Consider the following 19949-nt stretch of genomic DNA (forward strand, 5'->3'; position numbering starts at 1 on the left):
AGGTGCTTTTTTTACATTTGCACCCGGGCTGCGGATTGGCGTTTCCCGGTTTTATTGATTGTCTGGTAGAGCGCCATAGAAAGTATGAACAGAATGGCAGTAAATCCTGTGACAGCTCCGAAATGCTGTGTGCTTTGATATAAAAAACCTGCAATACCTGTGCCGACAGTGGTTCCTGCATACATAGCGGCATTGGAAAGGGAAGCGATGGTTCCTCGCGCGTTTGGTGAAATGGATTGAGAGACACCCATCATTAACGGAAAGATAATGCCAGCTGTAAAGAACGTGAGAAAAAAGCTCGTTTCGACTAAAAATAAGTTAGGAAAGAAAGGAAGAGCGAAATAGAGAGCGCCCATCAGCAGCATCCCGCCGATCAATGTCTTAAACATGCCCAGCTTTGCTGAAATCCGGCTGCCGATAAGGCTTCCGAGCATATTTCCCAGTCCGAGAACAAGCATAGCTGCCCCAATTTGTGACACGGTTAAATGATAATCCGCGGAAAGCCAAGTGCCGAGAAAGCTGAACGACGCGAAGTTTCCGGTTTGAAAGAGAAAATAGGCAAGCAGAATGACCGATGTTTTCGGCAGTGAAAACAGCTCCCGATATGGGTTGATTATTGATGGGCGCACCAATGGTTCAGAAGGGCGGATATCAGGCATAACCACCGCCAGAATCAATAGAAGAATAATCGAGCACGCTGACAAAGCGAAAAATGGCGTATGCCATGTAAAGGAAGCGAAAAACCCTCCGATCGGCAGTCCGAGCATTTGTGAAGCGGCCAATCCTGCTGTCGCAATACCCATGCTTTTTATGATCTGAGAAGGCTTAACAATGATTGGGATGGACGCCCAAATTTGAGGCGTCACAAACGCAGCGCTAACGCCTGCGGCAAAACGGAACAGGCACATGGCGGCAAAAGAGGGAGCGATGCCGCATAAAAACGTGGATACGATAAAGCCCGCAAGCCCCCACAGCATGATTGTTTTCCTGTTCAAACGGTCTGAGATTGGGCCCGCAATGAAAGCGAAGAGCGCATAACCGAGTGCATAAGCACTGACCATCCAGCCTGACAAATCAGTAGAGACATGAAACTGCTCCTGTAAAAGCGGGAGAAGCGGGGAAAGCAAAAAGGTATCTGTGCCAATGACAAACATGACACTGAAGAAAAGCCAAATACGATTCAAATTTTATCACTCCTATAGTTTTATAACTTTGAAACTATGAAACAAATATGTATAGAGAAAACCCTTTGTTAGAGGGTTTCCAAAAAGCCAGGCAGGTATGTTTGAAATGTGTCTTCACGGAGACTGACATATTTTGTCCGCGAATCTTTTCGGGTTGCCGTCAATCCCGCTTCACGCAGCGTTTTAAAATGATAAGATGCCGTGGTTTTCACAATATTGCACTTTTCACCTACTTCACCGCAGCTGAGTTCTTTTCCGCTGACATAAAGCGTACGAATAATAGCAAGCCTTGATTCATCAGACAGTGCTTTAAAAATTTGCGCTCTGATTTGATCATCTGATTGTTTTATAGTCATGAAACTATAATACATAATTGATGCTGGGAAAGCAACTTATTTTTCCAGTAAAGGAGCAGGAAGTCATAATAGGCAGGAGGAATTCAATTCCAATAAAAGCGTTTTCACCTATAGATAGGAGAAAAATCACCCGTAAAATACAATTATATAGGAGGATTACAGAGTATTTAGAAGCATAAATAAGATCATGTGGTCACATGGATGTTTATAAAGAAATGGTACAGAATAAAAGAGAATATGCTGTTTGTGTAGGAAGTTACATAAATGTTACGGTTATTAGGATTGCTTAATATGGAGGGAAAATATGAGTGTAGATGAGAAACCAATTAAGATAAAAGTCGAGAAAGTCTCCAAGATTTTTGGGAAACAAACAAAGAAGGCAGTTCAAATGCTTGCCAATGGAAAGACAAAAAAAGAGATCCTGAAAGCAACCGGTTCAACCGTTGGGGTTAATCAGGCAGATTTTGAAGTATATGATGGTGAGATATTTGTCATCATGGGTCTATCAGGGAGCGGTAAATCAACTTTAGTACGGATGTTAAACCGGCTTATTGAACCGACTGCCGGAAATATTTACATTGATGGTGACATGATAACAAATATGTCTAAAGACCAGCTCCGGGAAGTCCGCCGGAAAAAAATCAGCATGGTCTTCCAAAAATTCGCTCTGTTCCCGCACAGAACGATACTTGAAAATACAGAATACGGACTGGAGCTTCAAGGTGTAGACAAACAGGAGCGCCAGCAAAAAGCGCTTGAGTCCTTAAAGCTCGTCGGACTTGAAGGATTTGAACACCAATATCCTGACCAGCTTTCCGGCGGGATGCAGCAGCGTGTCGGCCTTGCCCGCGCGTTGACAAATGATCCGGACATTCTTCTGATGGATGAAGCGTTCAGTGCGCTCGATCCACTGATTCGTAAAGATATGCAGGATGAACTTCTTGATCTTCACGATAATGTCGGAAAAACGATTATCTTTATTACGCACGACTTGGACGAAGCATTGCGGATCGGCGACAGAATTGTTCTGATGAAGGACGGCAACATCGTTCAAATCGGCACGCCTGAAGAAATCCTGATGAATCCATCTAACGAATATGTTGAGAAATTCGTCGAGGATGTTGATTTATCTAAAGTCCTCACAGCAGGCCATATTATGAAACGCGCTGAAACAGTGCGGATTGATAAAGGGCCTCGCGTGGCATTGACATTGATGAAAAACCTTGGAATTTCTTCAATTTACGCAGTGGATAAACAAAAGAAATTGTTAGGTGTTATCTATGCGTCTGATGCGAAAAAAGCGGCTGAATCTGATTTGTCACTTCAAAATATCTTGAATACAGAATTTACGACTGTACCAGAGGATACGTATTTGACAGAGATTTTTGACGTTGTTTCTGACGCGAATATTCCAATTGCGGTTGTAGATGAGAAGCAAAGAATGAAAGGGATTGTCGTAAAAGGCGCACTGATTGGCGCGCTTGCCGGCAATAACGAGTATATCAATGCTGAAGGCACTGGCGAACAAACACAAGATCCTTCTGCACAGGAGGTGAAGTAAGATGGATAGACTGCCTAGAATACCTTTAGCAGATATCATTGACCGTTTTGTTGACTGGATTACAATGACGTTTGGCGGATTCTTCGACGGAATCGCAAACGGACTTGCCGCTTTTGTAAATGGAATTGTCAGCGGACTTGGATTTATCCCATCTATTTTGTTAACGATTATTTTCGCCGCACTTGCGTGGTGGATCAGTACAAGAGGAATTGCGTTATTTACATTGATTGGATTCCTCCTGATCGATTATTTAGGATATTGGGACCCAATGCTGCAGACATTGGCGCTTGTTTTGACATCTGTGATTATTTCGATTGTGGTCGGGGTTCCGATCGGAATTTGGGCGTCCCAGAAAGAAATGGTACGCCGTATTGTAACGCCAATTCTTGATTTAATGCAGACAATGCCTGCTTTCGTATATCTATTGCCGGCGATTTTCTTCTTTAACATTGGTGTTGTGCCGGGTGTTGTTGCATCAGTTATTTTCGCGATGCCTCCGACAATCCGCATGACCGTTCTCGGTATTAAACAAGTGCCGGCGGATCTGATTGAGGCGACTGAGGCGTTCGGTTCTACAACAGCTCAGCGTTTGTTTAAAGTTCAGCTTCCGCTTGCGACAAAAACCATCCTGGCCGGAATCAACCAAAGCATCATGCTTGCTTTATCAATGGTTGTTATCGCCGCAATGGTCGGTGCGCCGGGACTTGGTTCTGAAGTATACAGCGCCGTTACACAGCTGAAAACCGGGGTCGGAGTAGAGGCGGGTATCGCCATCGTTATCGTTGCCATTACCCTGGACCGTATTACTCAAAATATTAAAGTGAAGAAGAAAAGCAGGGGGAATGCCTGATGCTTAAAAAAATCATCGGCATTGGCGTTTCCGCCATGCTGGCGCTCTCACTTGCGGCTTGCGGTTCACAACACGATGAAAATGCAACCGCAGCAGAACAGGTGAATAAGACCATCATCGGGATTGACCCCGGTTCAGGGATTATGGCCCTGACTGACAAAGCGATGAAGGATTATGACCTGAATGACTGGACATTGATTTCAGCGTCAAGTGCCGCGATGACCGCAACACTTAAAAAGTCATACGACCGTAAGAAACCGATTATCATTACAGGATGGACACCGCACTGGATGTTCTCCAGATATAAGCTGAAATATCTCGATGATCCGAAACAATCTTATGGCAGCGCGGAGGAAATCCATACGATCACACGCAAAGGCTTCAGCAAAGAGCAGCCGAATGCCGCAAAGCTTCTGAGCCAGTTTAAATGGACGCAAGACGATATGGGCGAAGTGATGATCAAAGTGGAAGAAGGCGAGAAACCTGCCAAAGTCGCAGCTGAGTATGTGAAGAAGCACAAAGATCAGATTGCGGAGTGGACAAAAGGCGTTCAAAAGGTCAAGGGGGACAAAATCAACCTTGCCTATGTGGCGTGGGACAGTGAAATTGCAAGTACAAACGTGATCGGCAAAGTCTTAGAAGACTTAGGCTATGAGGTGACGCTTACTCAGGTAGAGGCCGGTCCGATGTGGACTGCAATCGCGACGGGAAGCGCGGATGCATCCCTTTCCGCATGGCTGCCGAATACCCATAAAGCATACGCCGCCAAATATAAAGGCAAATATGACGATATTGGCACCAGTATGACGGGCGTGAAAATGGGTCTTGTTGTTCCTCAATATATGAAAAACGTTAACTCAATTGAAGATTTGAAGAAGTAACCAAAAAGCAGCCTGTAGCCAGGCTGCTTTTTTTGCGTTAAGAAGCGTTAGCGGCAGCAAGCGATTCCGCTTTCTGAAATGTTTTGAGCACGGCGTTCGCCAAAATGTGAATGCCGTTGAACATTGCATTTCTGTCAAAGGTCATGTGCGGATGATGGAGTCCTGGCTGGAGTCCGCAGCCGAGACCAAGCATGGTTGTTTTGAGGTTCGGCACTTTCACGGCGTAAAAATGGAAATCCTCGCCGCCGGTTGTGACAAGCGGGGCATCAAGCTGTTCAGCCCCGATGATTTCCGTAATGGCTTCTGCCATGATCGCTTCAGCTTCTTTGTTTTGTGTCGCTGCAGGAAGGCTGTGTTCTTTTTGCAGGTCGATCTTTGCGCCGAATGCGGCGGCGGCCGCTTCACAGGCTCTTTCTGTTTCGGCAATTAACGCCTCCATGGCTTCATTGGTCTGTGCGCGCAAATCAAGGCTGAACGATGCTTTTCCCGGAATGATGTTAGAGCTTTCTCCGCCGGCTTGAAGCTTTGTCATTTTGACGGTATGCGGGATTTGCGGGTCAATATGGATGAGCCCGAGCTTATGTACAAGAAATGCTGCAATTTCAATGCTGTTTTTCCCGAGGTGCGGGCGGGCACCATGGGCTTCCTCTCCGATAATTGTTCCCTCAATGTGCTGGCTTGATCCGTGCAGAATAGACGGGGCGCAGCGGCCGTTTTGTGTTTCCTGAATTGGGCGGACGTGAACACCGTACAAATAGTCGGCATCATCAAGCACGCCTTCTTCTATCATTTTCAAGGCACCGCCGCCTTTTTCTTCTGCCGGCTGAAAGATAAAACGGATTGTGCCCTTCGGAAGCTCAGGTTGTTTTCTCAGCAGCATTAATGTGCCCAATGCCATTGTCATATGTGCATCGTGTCCGCAGGAATGGTTGGCGCGAAATGTGCCGTTTACCTCCTGCCATAGCGCGTCAATATCAGCGCGCACAGCTACAACAGGTGAGCCTGAGCCGATTTCGCCGACAACCCCGGTGCAGTCTGAAAACGTGCGCGTCCGGCATCCTAACTCCTCAAGCTTTTGTTTGAGAAATGCAGTCGTCTCATATTCCTTCCAGCTGACTTCAGGGTTTGCGTGCAGATGCTCGAAGATGTCCATAACGGTTTGTTTCATGTCTTCTGAAAGCTTTTTCATGGTAAGAAATACCTCCTTCTATCAGAATGAATTTTTACCTTCTTTACTTTATTTATATTGAAACAGGAAGATAGGCTGTATATAATATAGCACATATTGAGACTTTTCAGAATAATTAATATTTTCAAACAGAGAGGATGGATCGAAATATGAGTATGCCAGCAGCCGAAACACAGCCTAAGAAAAAACGAATGACATTTAAAATGCCTGACGCCTATGTCCTCTTATTTATCATTGCTTTCATTTGCGCAATCGCTTCATATATTGTGCCGGCAGGTGAATTTGACCGCGTGACAAAGGGGGATGTCACGACTGCTGTTCCGGGAAGCTATCATTCCATTGAACAGTCACCGGTCAGCCTGATCGGTTTTTTTACTTCCCTACAGGATGGAATGGTCGGATCAGCACCAATCATCTTTCTGATTTTATTCACAGGCGGCACCATTGCCATTTTAGAAAAAACGGGTGCCATCAATGGCCTGATTTACAATGTCATCAGCAAATTCCGCACCAAGCAATTATTATTTATTTGTATTGTCGGCGCGTTGTTCTCTATTCTCGGAACAACCGGGATTGTCGTGAATTCAGTTATCGGTTTTATCCCCATCGGCCTCATTGTGGCACGATCCTTAAAATGGGACGCCGTCGCGGGAGCCGCTGTCATTTACATCGGCTGCTACGCTGGATTTAACTCCACTATACTATCACCGTCCCCGCTCGGTTTATCACAATCAATTGCGGAGCTCCCTCTTTTTTCAGGAATCGGCCTGCGAGTTGTGATTTACATTTGCTTTTTGCTGTCTTCTATTATTTATATCTATTTGTATACGAGAAAATTAAAAAAATCAAAAGATGCCAGTGTGTTAGGAACAGATTGGTTCCCTGGGGCAGGAATGGGCGAAGCCGGTAAAGAAGAAGATCAGTCAGTGTCATTTACTGTTCGCCATAAGCTGATTTTGGCCGTGGCGGGACTCTCGCTGGTCGGCTTTTTATACGGCGCTTTGAAGCTTGGCTGGTCGGATTCCCAAATGGCTGCGACATTTATTTTTATTTCTGTCCTTGCCGGTTTAATAGGCGGACTTGCGGCGAACGATATTGCCAAAACCTTCATTACGGGCTGTCAAAGCCTTGTATACGGGGCGCTGATTGTCGGGATGGCACGAAGCATTTCCGTCATCCTTGAAAATGGAAAGTTACTCGATACAGTCGTCAATGCTTTGGCTTCACTGTTGGACGGTTTCAGTCCGATTGCCGGGGCAATCGGCATGTATATCGCCAGTGCGCTGCTTCATTTTCTCATCTCCTCAGGATCTGGCGAAGCCGTTGTATTTATTCCAATCCTGGCGCCGCTCGCTGATTTGATGGGAATCACGAGACAGGTTGCGGTGGAGGCGGTTATGCTTGGAGAAGGGGTCGTCAACTGTGTCAATCCAACATCCGGTGTTCTCATGGCGGTACTTGCCGCCAGCGGCATTCCGTACGTCAAGTGGCTGCGGTTTATGGTGCCGCTTGCTCTGATTTGGTTCTTGATCGGGCTTGTTTTTATTGTGATCGGCGTCATGATCAATTGGGGGCCGTTTTAACAATTGCTGCCCGCCGGCTTGTACGGCGGGCTTTTGAGTTATTCATTGCAGAAGCGCAGGCTGTTATTGTAACATGTAAGCCATAGCCATTCGTAAAAGTGCGGGAGGAAGGTCATGAATAATCTGCGTAATAGACTTTCAGGCGTGAATGGGGAAAATAAGAGAGTAAAAGAAAAAGAACAAAAAATCTGGTCGGAGATTGGGATGATAGCGGGATCGTTTGCGCTCCTTGATGTGATCATCCGCGGCATTATGTTTGAATTTCCGTTTAAAGAATGGGCTGCAAGCCTTGTGTTTTTGTTCCTCATCATCTTATATTACTGCATCAGGGCAGGAGCGTCAGGAATGCTCATGCCGAGAATAGACACCGAAGAAGAACTGCGAAAACGGGTAAAGCAGCAGCGAATAGATTCAATTGCGGTCGCCTTTGCGGTAGTGGTGCTTACGATGTACGACAGGGGGATTCCCCATACATTCTTCGCTTGGCTGAAAATGATCCTTCTTTTTATCGTCTGTAGCGGCGTTCTGTTTTTGCTTCGATATGTGATTGTGAAGCTGGCTTACAGAAGAGCGATAAAAGAAGAAGCAGAGAAGAAATCATCTTAATGGTGATTTCTTTTTTTGTTTATAAGAGAAATGTCTTTTTATTTGATAGGAATATAGATTTGAATTCACTCTGCCGCGTTGCTTTGATAGAGAGTGTGTGATAAGTTCAAATGTAAGCGTTAACATAATTCCCCAGTCTTCACAACAGTTGAAAGGAGGAAGCTGAAGAAAGAGTAAGAGGAATTTTTGACTCCGCAGTCAGTCTTCAAAAATCAAATAAGGAGTGTCAAAAATGTTTAAAAAACGATTCAAAACCTCTTTACTGCCGTTATTCGCTGAATTTTTGTTGCTGTTTCATATGGTTTTGGCAGGACCGGCGGCTGCAAATGCTGGAACACAGAACACATCAAATGAACTGGCAGCGCCATCGATTGAAAGTGGGACCATTCTTCATGCTTGGAATTGGTCATTTAATACGTTAAAACACAATATGAAGGACATTCATGATGCAGGATATACAGCCATTCAGACGTCTCCGATTAACCAAGTAAAGGAAGGGAACCAAGGAAATAAAAGCATGTCGAACTGGTACTGGCTCTATCAGCCGACATCGTACCAAATTGGCAACCACTACTTAGGCACTGAACAAGAATTTAAAGAAATGTGTGCAGCTGCTGAAGAATATGGCGTAAAAGTCATAGTTGACGCGGTCATCAATCATACCACCAGTGACTATGGCGCGATTTCTAATGAGATTAAGAGTATTCCAAACTGGACACACGGAAACACACAAATTAAAAACTGGTCGGATCGATGGGATGTTACGCAGAATTCATTGCTCGGGCTGTATGATTGGAATACACAAAATACACAAGTACAGTCCTATCTGAAACGTTTCTTAGAAAGAGCATTGAATGACGGAGCAGACGGGTTCCGCTATGATGCCGCCAAGCATATAGAGCTTCCTGATGATGGGAATTATGGCAGCCAGTTTTGGCCGAATATCACAAACACATCTGCAGAGTTTCAATACGGAGAAATCCTGCAGGATAGTGCTTCCAGGGATACTGCTTATGCGAATTATATGAATGTGACAGCTTCTAACTATGGGCATTCCATCAGATCCGCTTTAAAGAACCGTAATCTGAGTGTGTCGAATATCTCCCATTATGCATCTGACGTGTCTGCGGACAAGTTAGTCACATGGGTGGAATCACATGATACGTATGCCAATGATGATGAAGAGTCCACATGGATGAGTGATGACGATATCCGTTTAGGCTGGGCAGTGATTGGTTCGCGCTCAGGAAGCACGCCTCTTTTCTTTTCCAGGCCTGAGGGCGGAGGAAATGGTGTAAGATTTCCAGGGAAAAGCCAAATAGGAGATCGCGGGAGCGCCTTATTTAAAGATCAGGCGATCACTGCGGTCAATCAATTTCACAATGAAATGGCCGGGCAGCCTGAGGAACTCTCAAATCCGAATGGGAACAATCAAATATTTATGAATCAGCGCGGCTCAAAAGGTGTTGTGCTGGCAAATGCAGGTTCCTCTTCTGTCAGCATAAATGCTTCAACGAAATTACCTGATGGCAGCTATGATAATAAAGCCGGGACCGGTTCATTTCAAGTCAGGGAAGGTAAACTGACAGGCACGATCAATGCCAGATCTGTGGCTGTGCTTTATCCTGACGATATTGCAAATGCGCCTCAAGTTTTCCTTGAGAATTACAAAGCAGGCGTAACACATTCTTTCAATGATCAACTGACGATTACCCTGCGTGCAGATGCGAACACAACAAAAGCTGTTTATCAAATCAATAATGGACAAGAGACAGCGTTTAAAGATGGAGATCAATTCACAATCGGAAAAGAAGATCCATTTGGCAAAACATACACCATCATGTTAAAAGGAACGAACAGTGATGGTGTAACGAGGACCGAGGAGTACAGTTTTGTTAAAAGAGATCCAGCTTCGGCCAAAACCATCGGCTATCAAAATCCGAATCATTGGAGTCAGGTAAATGCTTATATCTATAAACAGGATGGGGGCGGGGCAATTGAATTGACCGGATCTTGGCCTGGAAAACCAATGACTAAAAATGCAGACGGAATTTACACGCTGACGCTGCCTGCGGATACGGATACAACCAACGCCAAAGTGATTTTTAATAATGGCAGCGCCCAAGTGCCTGGCCAGAATCAGCCTGGCTTTGATTACGTGCAAAATGGTTTATATAATGACGCGGGCTTAAGCGGTTCTCTTCCTTATTGAGTACAAGGCTGACGGGTTATAGTGAAAGAAACCATCATAGATGGTTTCTTTTTTGTTCATAAATCAGACAAAACTTTTCTCTTGCAAAAGTTTGTGAAGTATTGCACAATATAAATGTGAAATACTTCACAAACAAAAAGACATCAAAGAGAAACATACCCTGGAAGGATGATTAATGATGAACAAACATGTAAATAAAGTAGCTTTAATCGGAGCGGGTTTTGTTGGAAGCAGTTATGCATTTGCGTTAATTAACCAAGGGATCACAGATGAGCTTGTGGTCATTGATCTAAATAAAGAAAAAGCAATGGGCGATGTAATGGATTTAAACCACGGAAAGGCGTTTGCGCCGCAACCGGTCAAAACATCTTTCGGAACATATGAAGACTGCAAGGATGCTGATATTGTCTGCATTTGCGCCGGAGCAAACCAAAAACCTGGCGAGACACGCCTTGAATTAGTAGAAAAGAACTTAAAGATTTTCAAAGGCATTGTCGGTGAAGTCATGGCGAGCGGATTTGACGGCATTTTCTTAATCGCGACAAATCCGGTTGATATCCTGACTTACGCGACATGGAAATTCAGCGGCCTGCCAAAAGAGCGGGTGATCGGAAGCGGCACAACACTAGATTCTGCGAGATTCCGTTACATGCTGAGCGAATACTTTGGCGCAGCGCCTCAAAACGTGCACGCGCATATTATCGGAGAGCACGGCGACACAGAGCTTCCTGTCTGGAGCCATGCGAATATCGGCGGTGTGCCGGTTAGTGAACTCGTTGAGAAAAACGATGCGTACAAACAAGAGGAGCTGGACCAAATTGTAGATGACGTGAAAAACGCAGCTTACCATATCATTGAGAAAAAAGGCGCGACTTATTATGGCGTTGCGATGAGTCTTGCCCGCATTACAAAAGCGATTCTTCATAATGAAAACAGCATATTAACTGTCAGCACATATGTGGACGGGCAATACGGTGCAGATGACGTGTACATCGGTGTTCCAGCTGTCGTGAACCGCGGAGGGATCGCTGGTATCACTGAGCTGAACTTGAATGAGAAAGAAAAAGAACAGTTCCTTCACAGCGCCGGCGTCCTTAAAAACATTTTAAAGCCTCATTTTGCAGAACAAAAAGTCAACTAACCGCAACTTTAGAGTAAAGGGCTGATTGTCAATGTGGGAGCAGTTGTATGATCCGTTTGGAAACGAGTATGTGAGCGCACTTGTGGCGCTCACTCCGATTCTCTTTTTTCTTTTGGCTTTAACTGTTTTGAAAATGAAAGGCATACTTGCGGCGTTTCTTACTCTAGCCGTCAGTTTCTTCGTCTCCGTTTTGGCATTTCACATGCCGGTTGAAAAAGCGATTTCTTCTGTTTTGCTAGGAATCGGGAGCGGGCTGTGGCCCATTGGCTACATTGTCCTGATGGCGGTGTGGCTGTATAAAATCGCAGTGAAAACCGGGAAATTTACTATTATTCGGTCCAGCATTGCCGGCATTTCGCCTGACCAACGATTGCAGCTATTATTAATTGGTTTTTGTTTTAACGCGTTTTTGGAAGGCGCGGCCGGTTTTGGTGTTCCGATTGCGATCAGCGCGGCGCTGCTCGTCGAACTTGGTTTTAAACCGTTAAAAGCGGCAGCGCTCTGCTTGATCGCAAACGCAGCTTCCGGAGCCTTTGGGGCAATCGGGATTCCTGTCATCACAGGGGCGCAGATTGGTGATTTGTCTGCTCTTGAGCTGTCACGGACATTGATGTGGACACTGCCGATGATCTCATTTTTCATACCGTTTCTGCTTGTATTCCTATTAGATCGAATGAAAGGAATCAAACAGACATGGCCTGCCCTTCTGGTTGTGAGCGGTGGGTATACAGGGATTCAGACACTGACAATGGCGGTGCTCGGGCCGGAATTAGCCAACATTTTGGCGGCATTGTTCAGCATGGGCGGGCTTGCCCTCTTCCTCCGCAAATGGCAGCCGAAAGAGATTTACAGGGAGGAAGGAGCCGGCGATGCTGGTGAGCAAAAGACATACCGTGCCGCTGACATTGCGAAAGCGTGGTCACCTTTCTACATTTTAACTGCGGCAATCACCATCTGGAGCCTTCCCGCCTTCAAAGCGCTTTTCCAAGAAGGCGGACTGTTATATCAAACAACGCTCCTGTTTAAAATGCCTTTTCTGCACCAGCAAATTATGAAAATGCCACCGATTGCGCCATCTGCCATGCCGTTAGATGCGGTCTTGAAAGTTGATTTGCTGTCAGCGACTGGTACAGCGATTTTAGCCGCAGTCATCGTGACAGGACTGTTCAGCAAAAACTTCTCCTCTCGAGATGCCTTTGCTTCCTTGAAGGAGACAGGAAAAGAGCTGTGGGTGCCGATTATCACGATCTGCTTCGTGATGGGGTTTGCCAATCTGGCCAACTTCGCAGGGCTCAGCTCTTCAATTGGATTAGCGCTGGCGAAAACGGGAGACCTGTTCCCGTTTGTCAGTCCTGTTCTCGGCTGGATCGGCGTGTTCATTACCGGTTCTGTTGTCAGCAATAACGCTTTGTTCGGACATTTGCAGGTTGTCACCGGAGCGCAGATCGGTGCGGGTTCTGACTTGCTGTTGGCCGCAAATACTGCGGGCGGGGTCATGGCGAAACTTGTTTCTCCTCAATCTATCGCCATCGCTGCCGCAGCGGTCGGCCAAACAGGCAAGGAATCTAAACTGTTTAAACGGACAGTGGCGTACAGCCTGGTTCTGTTATTGGGCATATGTATATGGACGTTTATTCTTGCAAGATTAGGAGTGTAATAGAAAAAAGCAGTACATGCCCAGCATGTACTGCTTTTTTATGTTAATTTGCTTTCTTTGTTATTTCGGCTGTTGTCTTCACTCTGGCTTTTCCCATAAACAAAATGGTAATCGCCGCGAGGACAATTGGAATCAAAGCGAGCAAAAAGACATACGTGATACTTGATGACATCGCGTCAATAATACGATTCAGAATCGCGTCAGGAATTTGGGAACGTGTTCCCGCTTGGAAAATCTCCTGCGGGTCGCCGATATTTTGCGCCGCGCCTGATCCCGCTGAACCTTTCATGCCGCTGAAGGCGTCACTCAGCTTGTTTGAAAATACGTTTGTTTGCACCGTTCCGAAAATGGTGACGCCCAGGGTCATGCCGAATGATCGCAAAAACGAATTTGTAGAGTTTGCCGTTCCCCGAAAGCGAGGTTCGAGGTCATTCATCGATGCCGCCGGCAGCAGTGAGAAGTTAAAGCCTACTCCAAAGCCTGAAATCATCATAAAGACTGTCAGCCATACCCGTGCTGTGTCAGGCGTCATATTGGAAAGAAGCAGCATGCCGATAAAGAAAGCTATAACAGATATCAGCATCAAATTGCGGAAGCTTGCCTTCGTTTGGAAGATTCCGCCGATCATGCTGCCGATGACTGATCCAATCATCATCGGCGTCAAAATGAAGCCCGCGCTTGTCGCTGAGCTGCCGTAGACCGCCTGAACGAAAATCGGAATAAATACCGCTAAAATAATGAATGTTCCGCCATATAGGAAAGCGAGAATCTGTGCTGTGGCAAACAATCTGTTTTTAAACATCCAGAAAGAAATGATTGGCTCTTCCGCTTTTCTCTCCACAATAAAAAAGGCGATGAAGAAAACAGCGAATACAATAAACAGCCCAATGATCTGAATGGAGTTCCAATCGTATGTTTTGCCGCCAAGCTCAAGGGCGAACATCAGGCATACAATGGATACGACTAAGGTAATCGCGCCGCCCCAGTCAATTTTCTGCTTTCTGGGCTCCAGAGATTCTTTGTAATAGCGAATAATGAAAAACAATGACAATGCGCCGATCGGTACATTGATGTAAAACACCCAGTGCCAGCTGATCGAATCTGTAATGATTGCGCCTAAAAGCGGACCAAGAACACTGGATAATCCGAATACAGCGCCGAACATGCCGGACATTTTTCCGCGTTTTTCCGGCGGAAACAAATCAAAGATAATCGTAAAGGCAATTGGCAGAAGCGCGCCGCCCCCGATTCCTTGAATGGCCCGGTAGATGATCAGCTGATTCATCGTCTGGGCAATTCCGCATAAAGCCGAACCGATTAAGAAAAAAATGAGTCCAAACAGGAAAAAACGTTTTCGGCCGTACATATCGGAAAGCTTGCCGTAAATCGGCATGCCAGCCATAACCGCCACCATATAGGATGCCGTCACCCAGGCAAATTTATCGAAGCTTCCAAGATCGGCTACGATGTTGCCCATCGCGGTGGCAACAATCGTATTGTCCATCGCGGACATCAAGATGCCCAGCAGGAGACCGAGAACAACAAATTTTGTGGAAGCCTGTCTTGCTGTTGTTGTGTCCATTTGTTCTACCTCCTCTTACTTTTCTATGTAAGTTCTGATATCATGATAATAGTTTGATCATTGAATATCTCGATTATCAAGATAAACTCGATTTTATAGGGAGGACTGTCAGTTGTCAACAAGAAATTCCAGAAGTGAGTTGGAAAAGACGGCCGTTCAGCTTTTTCGGAAACTGGGCACAAGAACGGTTCTGTTTCATCAGGCAGCCGCTCAAGCCCTCGGTCTGTTTCCCACCGATTTGAAATCAGCTGACATCTTAAATGAAGCAGGGCCGATGACGGCCGGAGAACTGGGCAAAAAAACCGGACTTAGCACGGGTTCCGTCACGGCGCTTGTTGACCGGCTGGAAAAAGCGGGGTATGTGGCTCGTGAAAAGGACCCGAACGATCGCAGGAGAGTCGTAATCGTCCCTTTGACTGCTTCGAAAAAACATATAAAGGATTTGTTCCGTCCTCTGTCTGAGTCGACGATGGATTTGTGCTGCGAATATACGGAAGAGGAACTGGAACTCATTTTCAGTTTTGTAGGCAAAGCCGCTGATATCATGGAGAAAGAGCTTCAACGTTTGAAACAGTAAGTGAAATTGTGCATAGCTTGGCCCGTTCCCGAATAAATTGTACAAGTTACGTAAGAGAAGGGAGTACGGGCCGGTGAACATTTTTTTGAGCTATATTGTGCTGGGACTGTCCTTGTCTGCGCCTGTGGGGCCAGTGAATGCGGCGCAAATAGACAAAGGAATTAAAAACGGTTTTTGGCATGCATGGATATTTGGTTTAGGCGCCATGACAGCGGATGGGCTGTACATGCTTTTTATCTATTTCGGGCTGTCACAGTTTTTGACCGCTCCATTTGTGAAAACGTTTTTGTGGCTCTTCGGCTTTTTTGTGCTGACCTATACTGGAATTGAAACGCTGAAAAACGTCAGAGAGCCGATGGATGTGCGAGGCTCGCGGGGAAAGCCGTCATTCCGGAAAACGTTCGCTTCAGGTTTTCTCATTTCACTCTCGAATCCATTGAGCATCCTTTTTTGGCTTGGAATTTACGGAAGCATTCTTGCGAAAACAGCAGAGGCCTACAATATGAATCAGCTTCTGATCTATAGCTCGGGCATCATGATCGGCATTTTAATCTGGGATTTCTGCATGGCGATTACAGCCAGTACATTCAGAAACCTGCTTCATGAAAAGCTATTGAGAGGATTGACCGGAATGGCCGGTGTATCACTCCTCGTGTTTGGTTTTTACTTTGGTTATCAGGGCATTAAACAGTTATTGGGCTGATTCATAAAGGACAGTCACCTGCCGCTTCCAGTTTTAATATAGTATCCAGATGATACTGGAGGTGGATCAATGGTGAGTGGGATTTACACCAAAAGTTTTCTGGAACGTATTCAAGAAGAGCTTCCTGAATGGCAAAGAATCGCTTTTGAGCTGCTGGCAGAAACTCTGGCGGACGATGCGGATACGTTTCCGTGCATTCCCGGACGCCAGGCGTTTCTGACTGATCAGCTTCGCATTGCTTTTGCCGGAGATCCGCGGGAAAACCGTACAGCGGAGGAACTGGCTCCGTTGCTTGCGGAGTACGGAAAGATATCGCGGGACACTGGAAAATACGCATCCCTCGTTGTGTTGTTTGATACACCGGAAGATTTGGCGGAGCATTATTCGGTTGAAGCGTATGAAGAGCTGTTTTGGCGCTTTTTAAATAGACTGAGTGAACAAGACGAAAAAGAATGGCCGGAAGACATTCCGGCCGATCCCGAGCATTATAAATGGGAGTTTTGTTTTGACGGCGAACCGTACTTTATTCTTTGCGCTACACCGGGGCACGAGGCGAGAAAAAGCCGAAGCTTTCCTTTTTTTATGATCACCTTTCAGCCGAGATGGGTGTTTGAAGAGTTAAATGGCTCAACGGCTTTTGGCCGCAACATGAGCAGACTGATCCGCTCCCGTTTAGAGGCCTATGATGAAGCTCCGATTCACCCGCAATTAGGCTGGTATGGAGAAAAGGATAATCGTGAATGGAAGCAGTATTTCCTCCGTGATGACGAAAAACAGGTATCGAAGTGCCCATTTTCTTATTTAAAGAACATGTTCAACAAACTGAAATAAATCACGGACTTGCAGGGCGGTCTTTATGACCCTGCTTTTTTTGATAGATCATGGTCACGATGGCGATGATCACAAGAAAACCGATGCTCACAAAAAAACCGGGCCGGCTTGATTTTTCAAACAATGTACCGGACACAGCCGCAGCAATCAGAATCATCGCTAAATAAATTTGCGTTTTTCCCATGCCCTCAGGATCAGTCAGCTTTTTGCTGGAGAACAGGATAAACAGCCAAGTGTATAAAAGCATAAGCCCCGCGGCTGTTGTCATATGCTCATAAATGTTTTTAGGCAGCACTAATGACAGAATAATGGAGAGGATAAGCCCCGCAAACGTCAGCCCCAGTGCCGGCCAGCATATTTTTTTGCCTTCCTTTAGAGTAAAGCATTTCGGCGCGTCGCCGTCATCAGCCATCGTACAAAGCAATGTCGTAACCGCAAAAAGCGAAGCGACAAGGGTCGAGAACCCGGCGATGATGAAAATCCCGTTAAATATATCGAGGATGATCTCAAGGTTATATCCTTTTAACGACGTAATGAACGGACTGTCCTGTTCAGTGAACGAGTGTAACGGAACCAAAAGCAGAGCCAGCCCGATTGAAATGATATAAACAATCGCCAGTGTCGCCAGCATCAGTTTCCCTGATTTAGACGCTTCCTCAGGTTTTTTTAAGTGAACCGCCATCAGCCCCATGACCTCAATTCCACCAAAAGCGTAAAACGCGTAGATTAAACCTGTCCACAGCCCCATGGCGCCGTATGGGAAAAACTCACTCGTCTTATTTGGAACATGTATGCCATGATTTCCGCCGGACAGGATACCGCATAAAGCCAGGATGGCAATGACAATAAACATAAAAATAGCAGCTGTTTTAATGACTGCCAGCACGTTTTCTGTTTTTTCAAAGACGGACAGGCCGGTGAAAATAATAAGGAGCCCCAGTACTGCGTAGATTGAGGCAAACACCCATAGCGGCACTTGAGGAAACCAATGCTTCGTAAATAGCGAAATGGCTGTCAGCTGGCTTCCGGTAATCAGCATTTCTGATGTCCAGTACACCCAGCCGTTGCTGAAGCCTGCCCATTTGCCGAATGCTTTTCGGGCATACGCACAAAACGAGCCCTTTTCCGGCTGCTTCGCCGACAGCTTGGCGAGCTGTTCAAAGACAAAATACGTACCGATCCCTGCGATCAGAAATGAAAGGAGAACGGAAAAACCGCTTTTTACAATTGCGATGCTGGAACCGAGAAAGAAGCCTGTTCCAATCGTGCAGCCGACTCCGATCAGTGACAGCTGCCACCAAGCCAGATTCCCTTTTGGCTGGTCTTTTTTTGTTTGGCTCATTATTTATTCAACCCCTTTTATCTAAGGTTAGATTGTGATCTGTCCGAAGCTTATATACATCGGATTTTTGCCTCTTTTTACATGGAGAAGGAAGCGGACGCTCATACTAATGAAAAAAGGAGCAAACCAATGACACAGCAATATATTGTGGAGCCGAAAAAAGGGCTTGGGCTGAAGCTGAAAAAGGGTCAGATTTTAAAGGTGGTTGATGTAGAAGGGCAGCAGGTGGCTGATTTTGTCGCATACCATGCCAAGGATTTTTATGAACACCTTGATCAGGGAGCGACAATTGACGCCAATCATTCCATTCATGTGAAGGTCAACGACCATCTCTACTCCAATCTGTACAAACCGATGCTGACGCTGATTGAGGATACGGTCGGCAAGCATGACCTGCTTCTGCCCGCCTGCCGTCCTGATATGAACAGGCTCTTATACGGCAAGCAAAAGGATGAGTTTCAGGATACGTGCTATGACAATATGAACCGTGCGCTTGAACAGTTTGGCGTGCCGAAGCCTCACATGCATTATCCCTTTGCGATTTTTATGAATACCGTTCTTGATGAGAAAGGGAATCTGTCTGTGGAAACACCGCTTTCAAATGCCGGAGATTACGTAAGGCTTAGGGCGGAGATGGATTTAATTGTCGCGTTTTCTTCCTGCCCGATTGAAAAAGGGAAATGCAATGGCGACAGTGTGACATCCATACGGGTTGAAGTCAGCTGATCTCTCTTGTTCACTGTGAATGAAGACCTGTGCTATATTTAAGAGGGATACATAACAGTCATGATTCATTTTCATTGATTTGGGGAAATGAACAGTAACAAGGGAAAATGTACAGGAGGAATGATTGGGATGAGCATGCAGGAAAAGATTATGCGTGAGTTACATGTGAAGCCCTCAATTGATCCAAAGCAAGAAATTGAGGACCGAGTCAATTTTTTAAAACAATATGTAAAGAAAACCGGTGCTAAAGGCTTTGTATTGGGAATCAGCGGCGGACAGGATTCAACGCTTGCGGGAAGACTTGCCCAGCTTGCGGTGGAGAGCATTCGCGAGGAGGGCGGGGACGCTCAATTTATCGCGGTCCGTCTTCCGCATGGCACACAGCAGGATGAAGACGATGCCCAGCTCGCTTTGAAGTTTATTAAGCCGGATAAATCATGGAAGTTTGATATTAAATCGACAGTCAGCGCGTTTTCGGATCAGTATCAGCAGGAAACAGGCGATCAGCTAACTGACTTTAATAAAGGAAACGTAAAAGCAAGAACAAGAATGATTGCGCAATACGCGATCGGCGGCCAGGAAGGCCTTCTTGTGTTAGGAACAGATCATGCGGCTGAAGCAGTGACTGGTTTCTTTACGAAGTACGGAGACGGCGGAGCAGACCTCCTGCCGCTGACAGGCTTGACGAAGCGCCAGGGAAGAAGCCTGCTGAAAGAGCTGGGTGCACCGGAACGCTTATACTTAAAAGAGCCGACTGCCGATCTGCTCGACGAAAAACCGCAGCAGTCGGATGAAACAGAGCTTGGCATTTCCTACGAGGAGATTGACGATTATCTCGAAGGAAAACAAGTATCAGCGAAAGTATCAGAAGCATTGGAAAAACGCTACAGCATAACTGAACATAAACGTCAGGTTCCAGCGTCAATGTTTGATGACTGGTGGAAATAAGTTGAAGAAAGCCCGCTCTC

The 19949-nt window shown here is 45.9% G+C and carries 18 protein-coding genes; 13 read left to right on the forward strand and 5 right to left on the reverse strand.

The window, feature by feature from the left end:
• Positions 1-11 precede the first annotated feature (11 nt).
• Positions 12-1184 (reverse strand): MFS transporter, encoded by a 1173-nt coding sequence (locus tag JQX68_RS01730; protein WP_205440481.1) that lies wholly within the window; start codon positions 1182-1184, stop codon positions 12-14.
• Between the two features lie 68 nt (positions 1185-1252).
• The gene (locus JQX68_RS01735; RefSeq protein WP_205440482.1) at positions 1253-1555 is read right to left on the reverse strand and encodes an ArsR/SmtB family transcription factor; all 303 of its coding nucleotides are present in this window, start codon (positions 1553-1555) and stop codon (positions 1253-1255) included.
• Positions 1556-1844: 289 nt separating this feature from the next.
• Between JQX68_RS01735 and opuAA the strand changes: the two genes are divergently transcribed.
• From opuAA to opuAC, 3 genes are read left to right on the forward strand one after another with little or no spacing between them, the layout of a single operon-like run.
• Entirely contained in the window at positions 1845-3101 is a 1257-nt protein-coding gene (opuAA, locus tag JQX68_RS01740) for a glycine/proline betaine ABC transporter ATP-binding protein OpuAA (protein ID WP_014662684.1), read from the forward strand.
• A gap of 1 nt (position 3102) precedes the next feature.
• Complete coding sequence (gene opuAB / locus JQX68_RS01745) at positions 3103-3951, forward strand: glycine/proline betaine ABC transporter permease subunit OpuAB (protein ID WP_014662685.1); 849 nt, start codon at positions 3103-3105, stop codon at positions 3949-3951.
• Positions 3951-4832 (forward strand): glycine/proline betaine ABC transporter substrate-binding protein OpuAC, encoded by an 882-nt coding sequence (gene opuAC, locus JQX68_RS01750; RefSeq protein ID WP_014662686.1) that lies wholly within the window; start codon positions 3951-3953, stop codon positions 4830-4832. The genes opuAB and opuAC overlap by 1 nt, the downstream gene beginning before the upstream one ends.
• 37 nt (positions 4833-4869) lie before the next feature.
• On the opposite strand, the gene JQX68_RS01755 is transcribed toward opuAC, so the two are convergent.
• Positions 4870-6021: a M20 peptidase aminoacylase family protein gene (locus JQX68_RS01755; RefSeq protein WP_205440483.1), complete on the reverse strand. Its 1152-nt coding sequence runs from the start codon at positions 6019-6021 to the stop codon at positions 4870-4872.
• Between the two features lie 149 nt (positions 6022-6170).
• Here JQX68_RS01755 and JQX68_RS01760 point away from each other — a divergent pair, with 149 nt between their 5' ends.
• From JQX68_RS01760 to JQX68_RS01780, 5 genes are all read left to right on the forward strand, one after another.
• Entirely contained in the window at positions 6171-7604 is a 1434-nt protein-coding gene (locus JQX68_RS01760) for a YfcC family protein (protein WP_069148912.1), read from the forward strand.
• 114 nt (positions 7605-7718) lie between these two features.
• Positions 7719-8210: a DUF6773 family protein gene (locus tag JQX68_RS01765; protein WP_205440484.1), complete on the forward strand. Its 492-nt coding sequence runs from the start codon at positions 7719-7721 to the stop codon at positions 8208-8210.
• 232 nt (positions 8211-8442) lie between these two features.
• The gene (gene amyE / locus JQX68_RS01770) at positions 8443-10422 is read left to right on the forward strand and encodes an alpha-amylase (RefSeq protein WP_205440485.1); all 1980 of its coding nucleotides are present in this window, start codon (positions 8443-8445) and stop codon (positions 10420-10422) included.
• A 175-nt stretch (positions 10423-10597) separates the two neighbouring features.
• Positions 10598-11563 carry an L-lactate dehydrogenase gene (locus JQX68_RS01775; protein WP_014662692.1) on the forward strand — a complete coding sequence of 322 codons (966 nt, stop codon included), beginning with the start codon at positions 10598-10600 and terminating at the stop codon, positions 11561-11563.
• A 31-nt stretch (positions 11564-11594) separates the two neighbouring features.
• Entirely contained in the window at positions 11595-13220 is a 1626-nt protein-coding gene (locus JQX68_RS01780) for an L-lactate permease (protein ID WP_134976071.1), read from the forward strand.
• Positions 13221-13263: 43 nt separating this feature from the next.
• Here JQX68_RS01780 and bmr3 read toward each other — a convergent pair whose 3' ends face one another.
• Positions 13264-14802: a multidrug efflux MFS transporter Bmr3 gene (gene bmr3 / locus JQX68_RS01785; RefSeq protein WP_147772876.1), complete on the reverse strand. Its 1539-nt coding sequence runs from the start codon at positions 14800-14802 to the stop codon at positions 13264-13266.
• A gap of 112 nt (positions 14803-14914) precedes the next feature.
• On the opposite strand from bmr3, the gene JQX68_RS01790 reads away from it, so the two are divergent.
• The 3 genes from JQX68_RS01790 (at position 14915) to JQX68_RS01800 (ending at position 16913) form a co-directional block, all read left to right on the forward strand.
• Positions 14915-15379: a MarR family transcriptional regulator gene (locus tag JQX68_RS01790; RefSeq protein WP_014662695.1), complete on the forward strand. Its 465-nt coding sequence runs from the start codon at positions 14915-14917 to the stop codon at positions 15377-15379.
• A 73-nt stretch (positions 15380-15452) separates the two neighbouring features.
• Complete coding sequence (locus JQX68_RS01795; RefSeq protein WP_040084241.1) at positions 15453-16082, forward strand: LysE family translocator; 630 nt, start codon at positions 15453-15455, stop codon at positions 16080-16082.
• A gap of 69 nt (positions 16083-16151) precedes the next feature.
• Positions 16152-16913, forward strand: coding sequence for a YqcI/YcgG family protein (locus JQX68_RS01800; protein WP_014662697.1), 762 nt, complete (start codon positions 16152-16154; stop codon positions 16911-16913).
• A gap of 1 nt (position 16914) precedes the next feature.
• On the opposite strand, the gene JQX68_RS01805 is transcribed toward JQX68_RS01800, so the two are convergent.
• The gene (locus JQX68_RS01805; RefSeq protein ID WP_205440486.1) at positions 16915-18255 is read right to left on the reverse strand and encodes an amino acid permease; all 1341 of its coding nucleotides are present in this window, start codon (positions 18253-18255) and stop codon (positions 16915-16917) included.
• 129 nt (positions 18256-18384) lie between these two features.
• Between JQX68_RS01805 and JQX68_RS01810 the strand changes: the two genes are divergently transcribed.
• Complete coding sequence (locus JQX68_RS01810) at positions 18385-18981, forward strand: DUF1989 domain-containing protein (protein ID WP_003246345.1); 597 nt, start codon at positions 18385-18387, stop codon at positions 18979-18981.
• Between the two features lie 129 nt (positions 18982-19110).
• On the forward strand, positions 19111-19929 hold the full coding sequence (gene nadE, locus JQX68_RS01815) for an NAD(+) synthase (protein WP_136654887.1): 819 nt from the start codon (positions 19111-19113) through the stop codon (positions 19927-19929).
• Positions 19930-19949: the final 20 nt, after the last annotated feature.

This window comes from Bacillus sp. LJBS06, assembly GCF_016924995.1.
Taxonomy (GTDB): domain Bacteria; phylum Bacillota; class Bacilli; order Bacillales; family Bacillaceae; genus Bacillus; species Bacillus stercoris.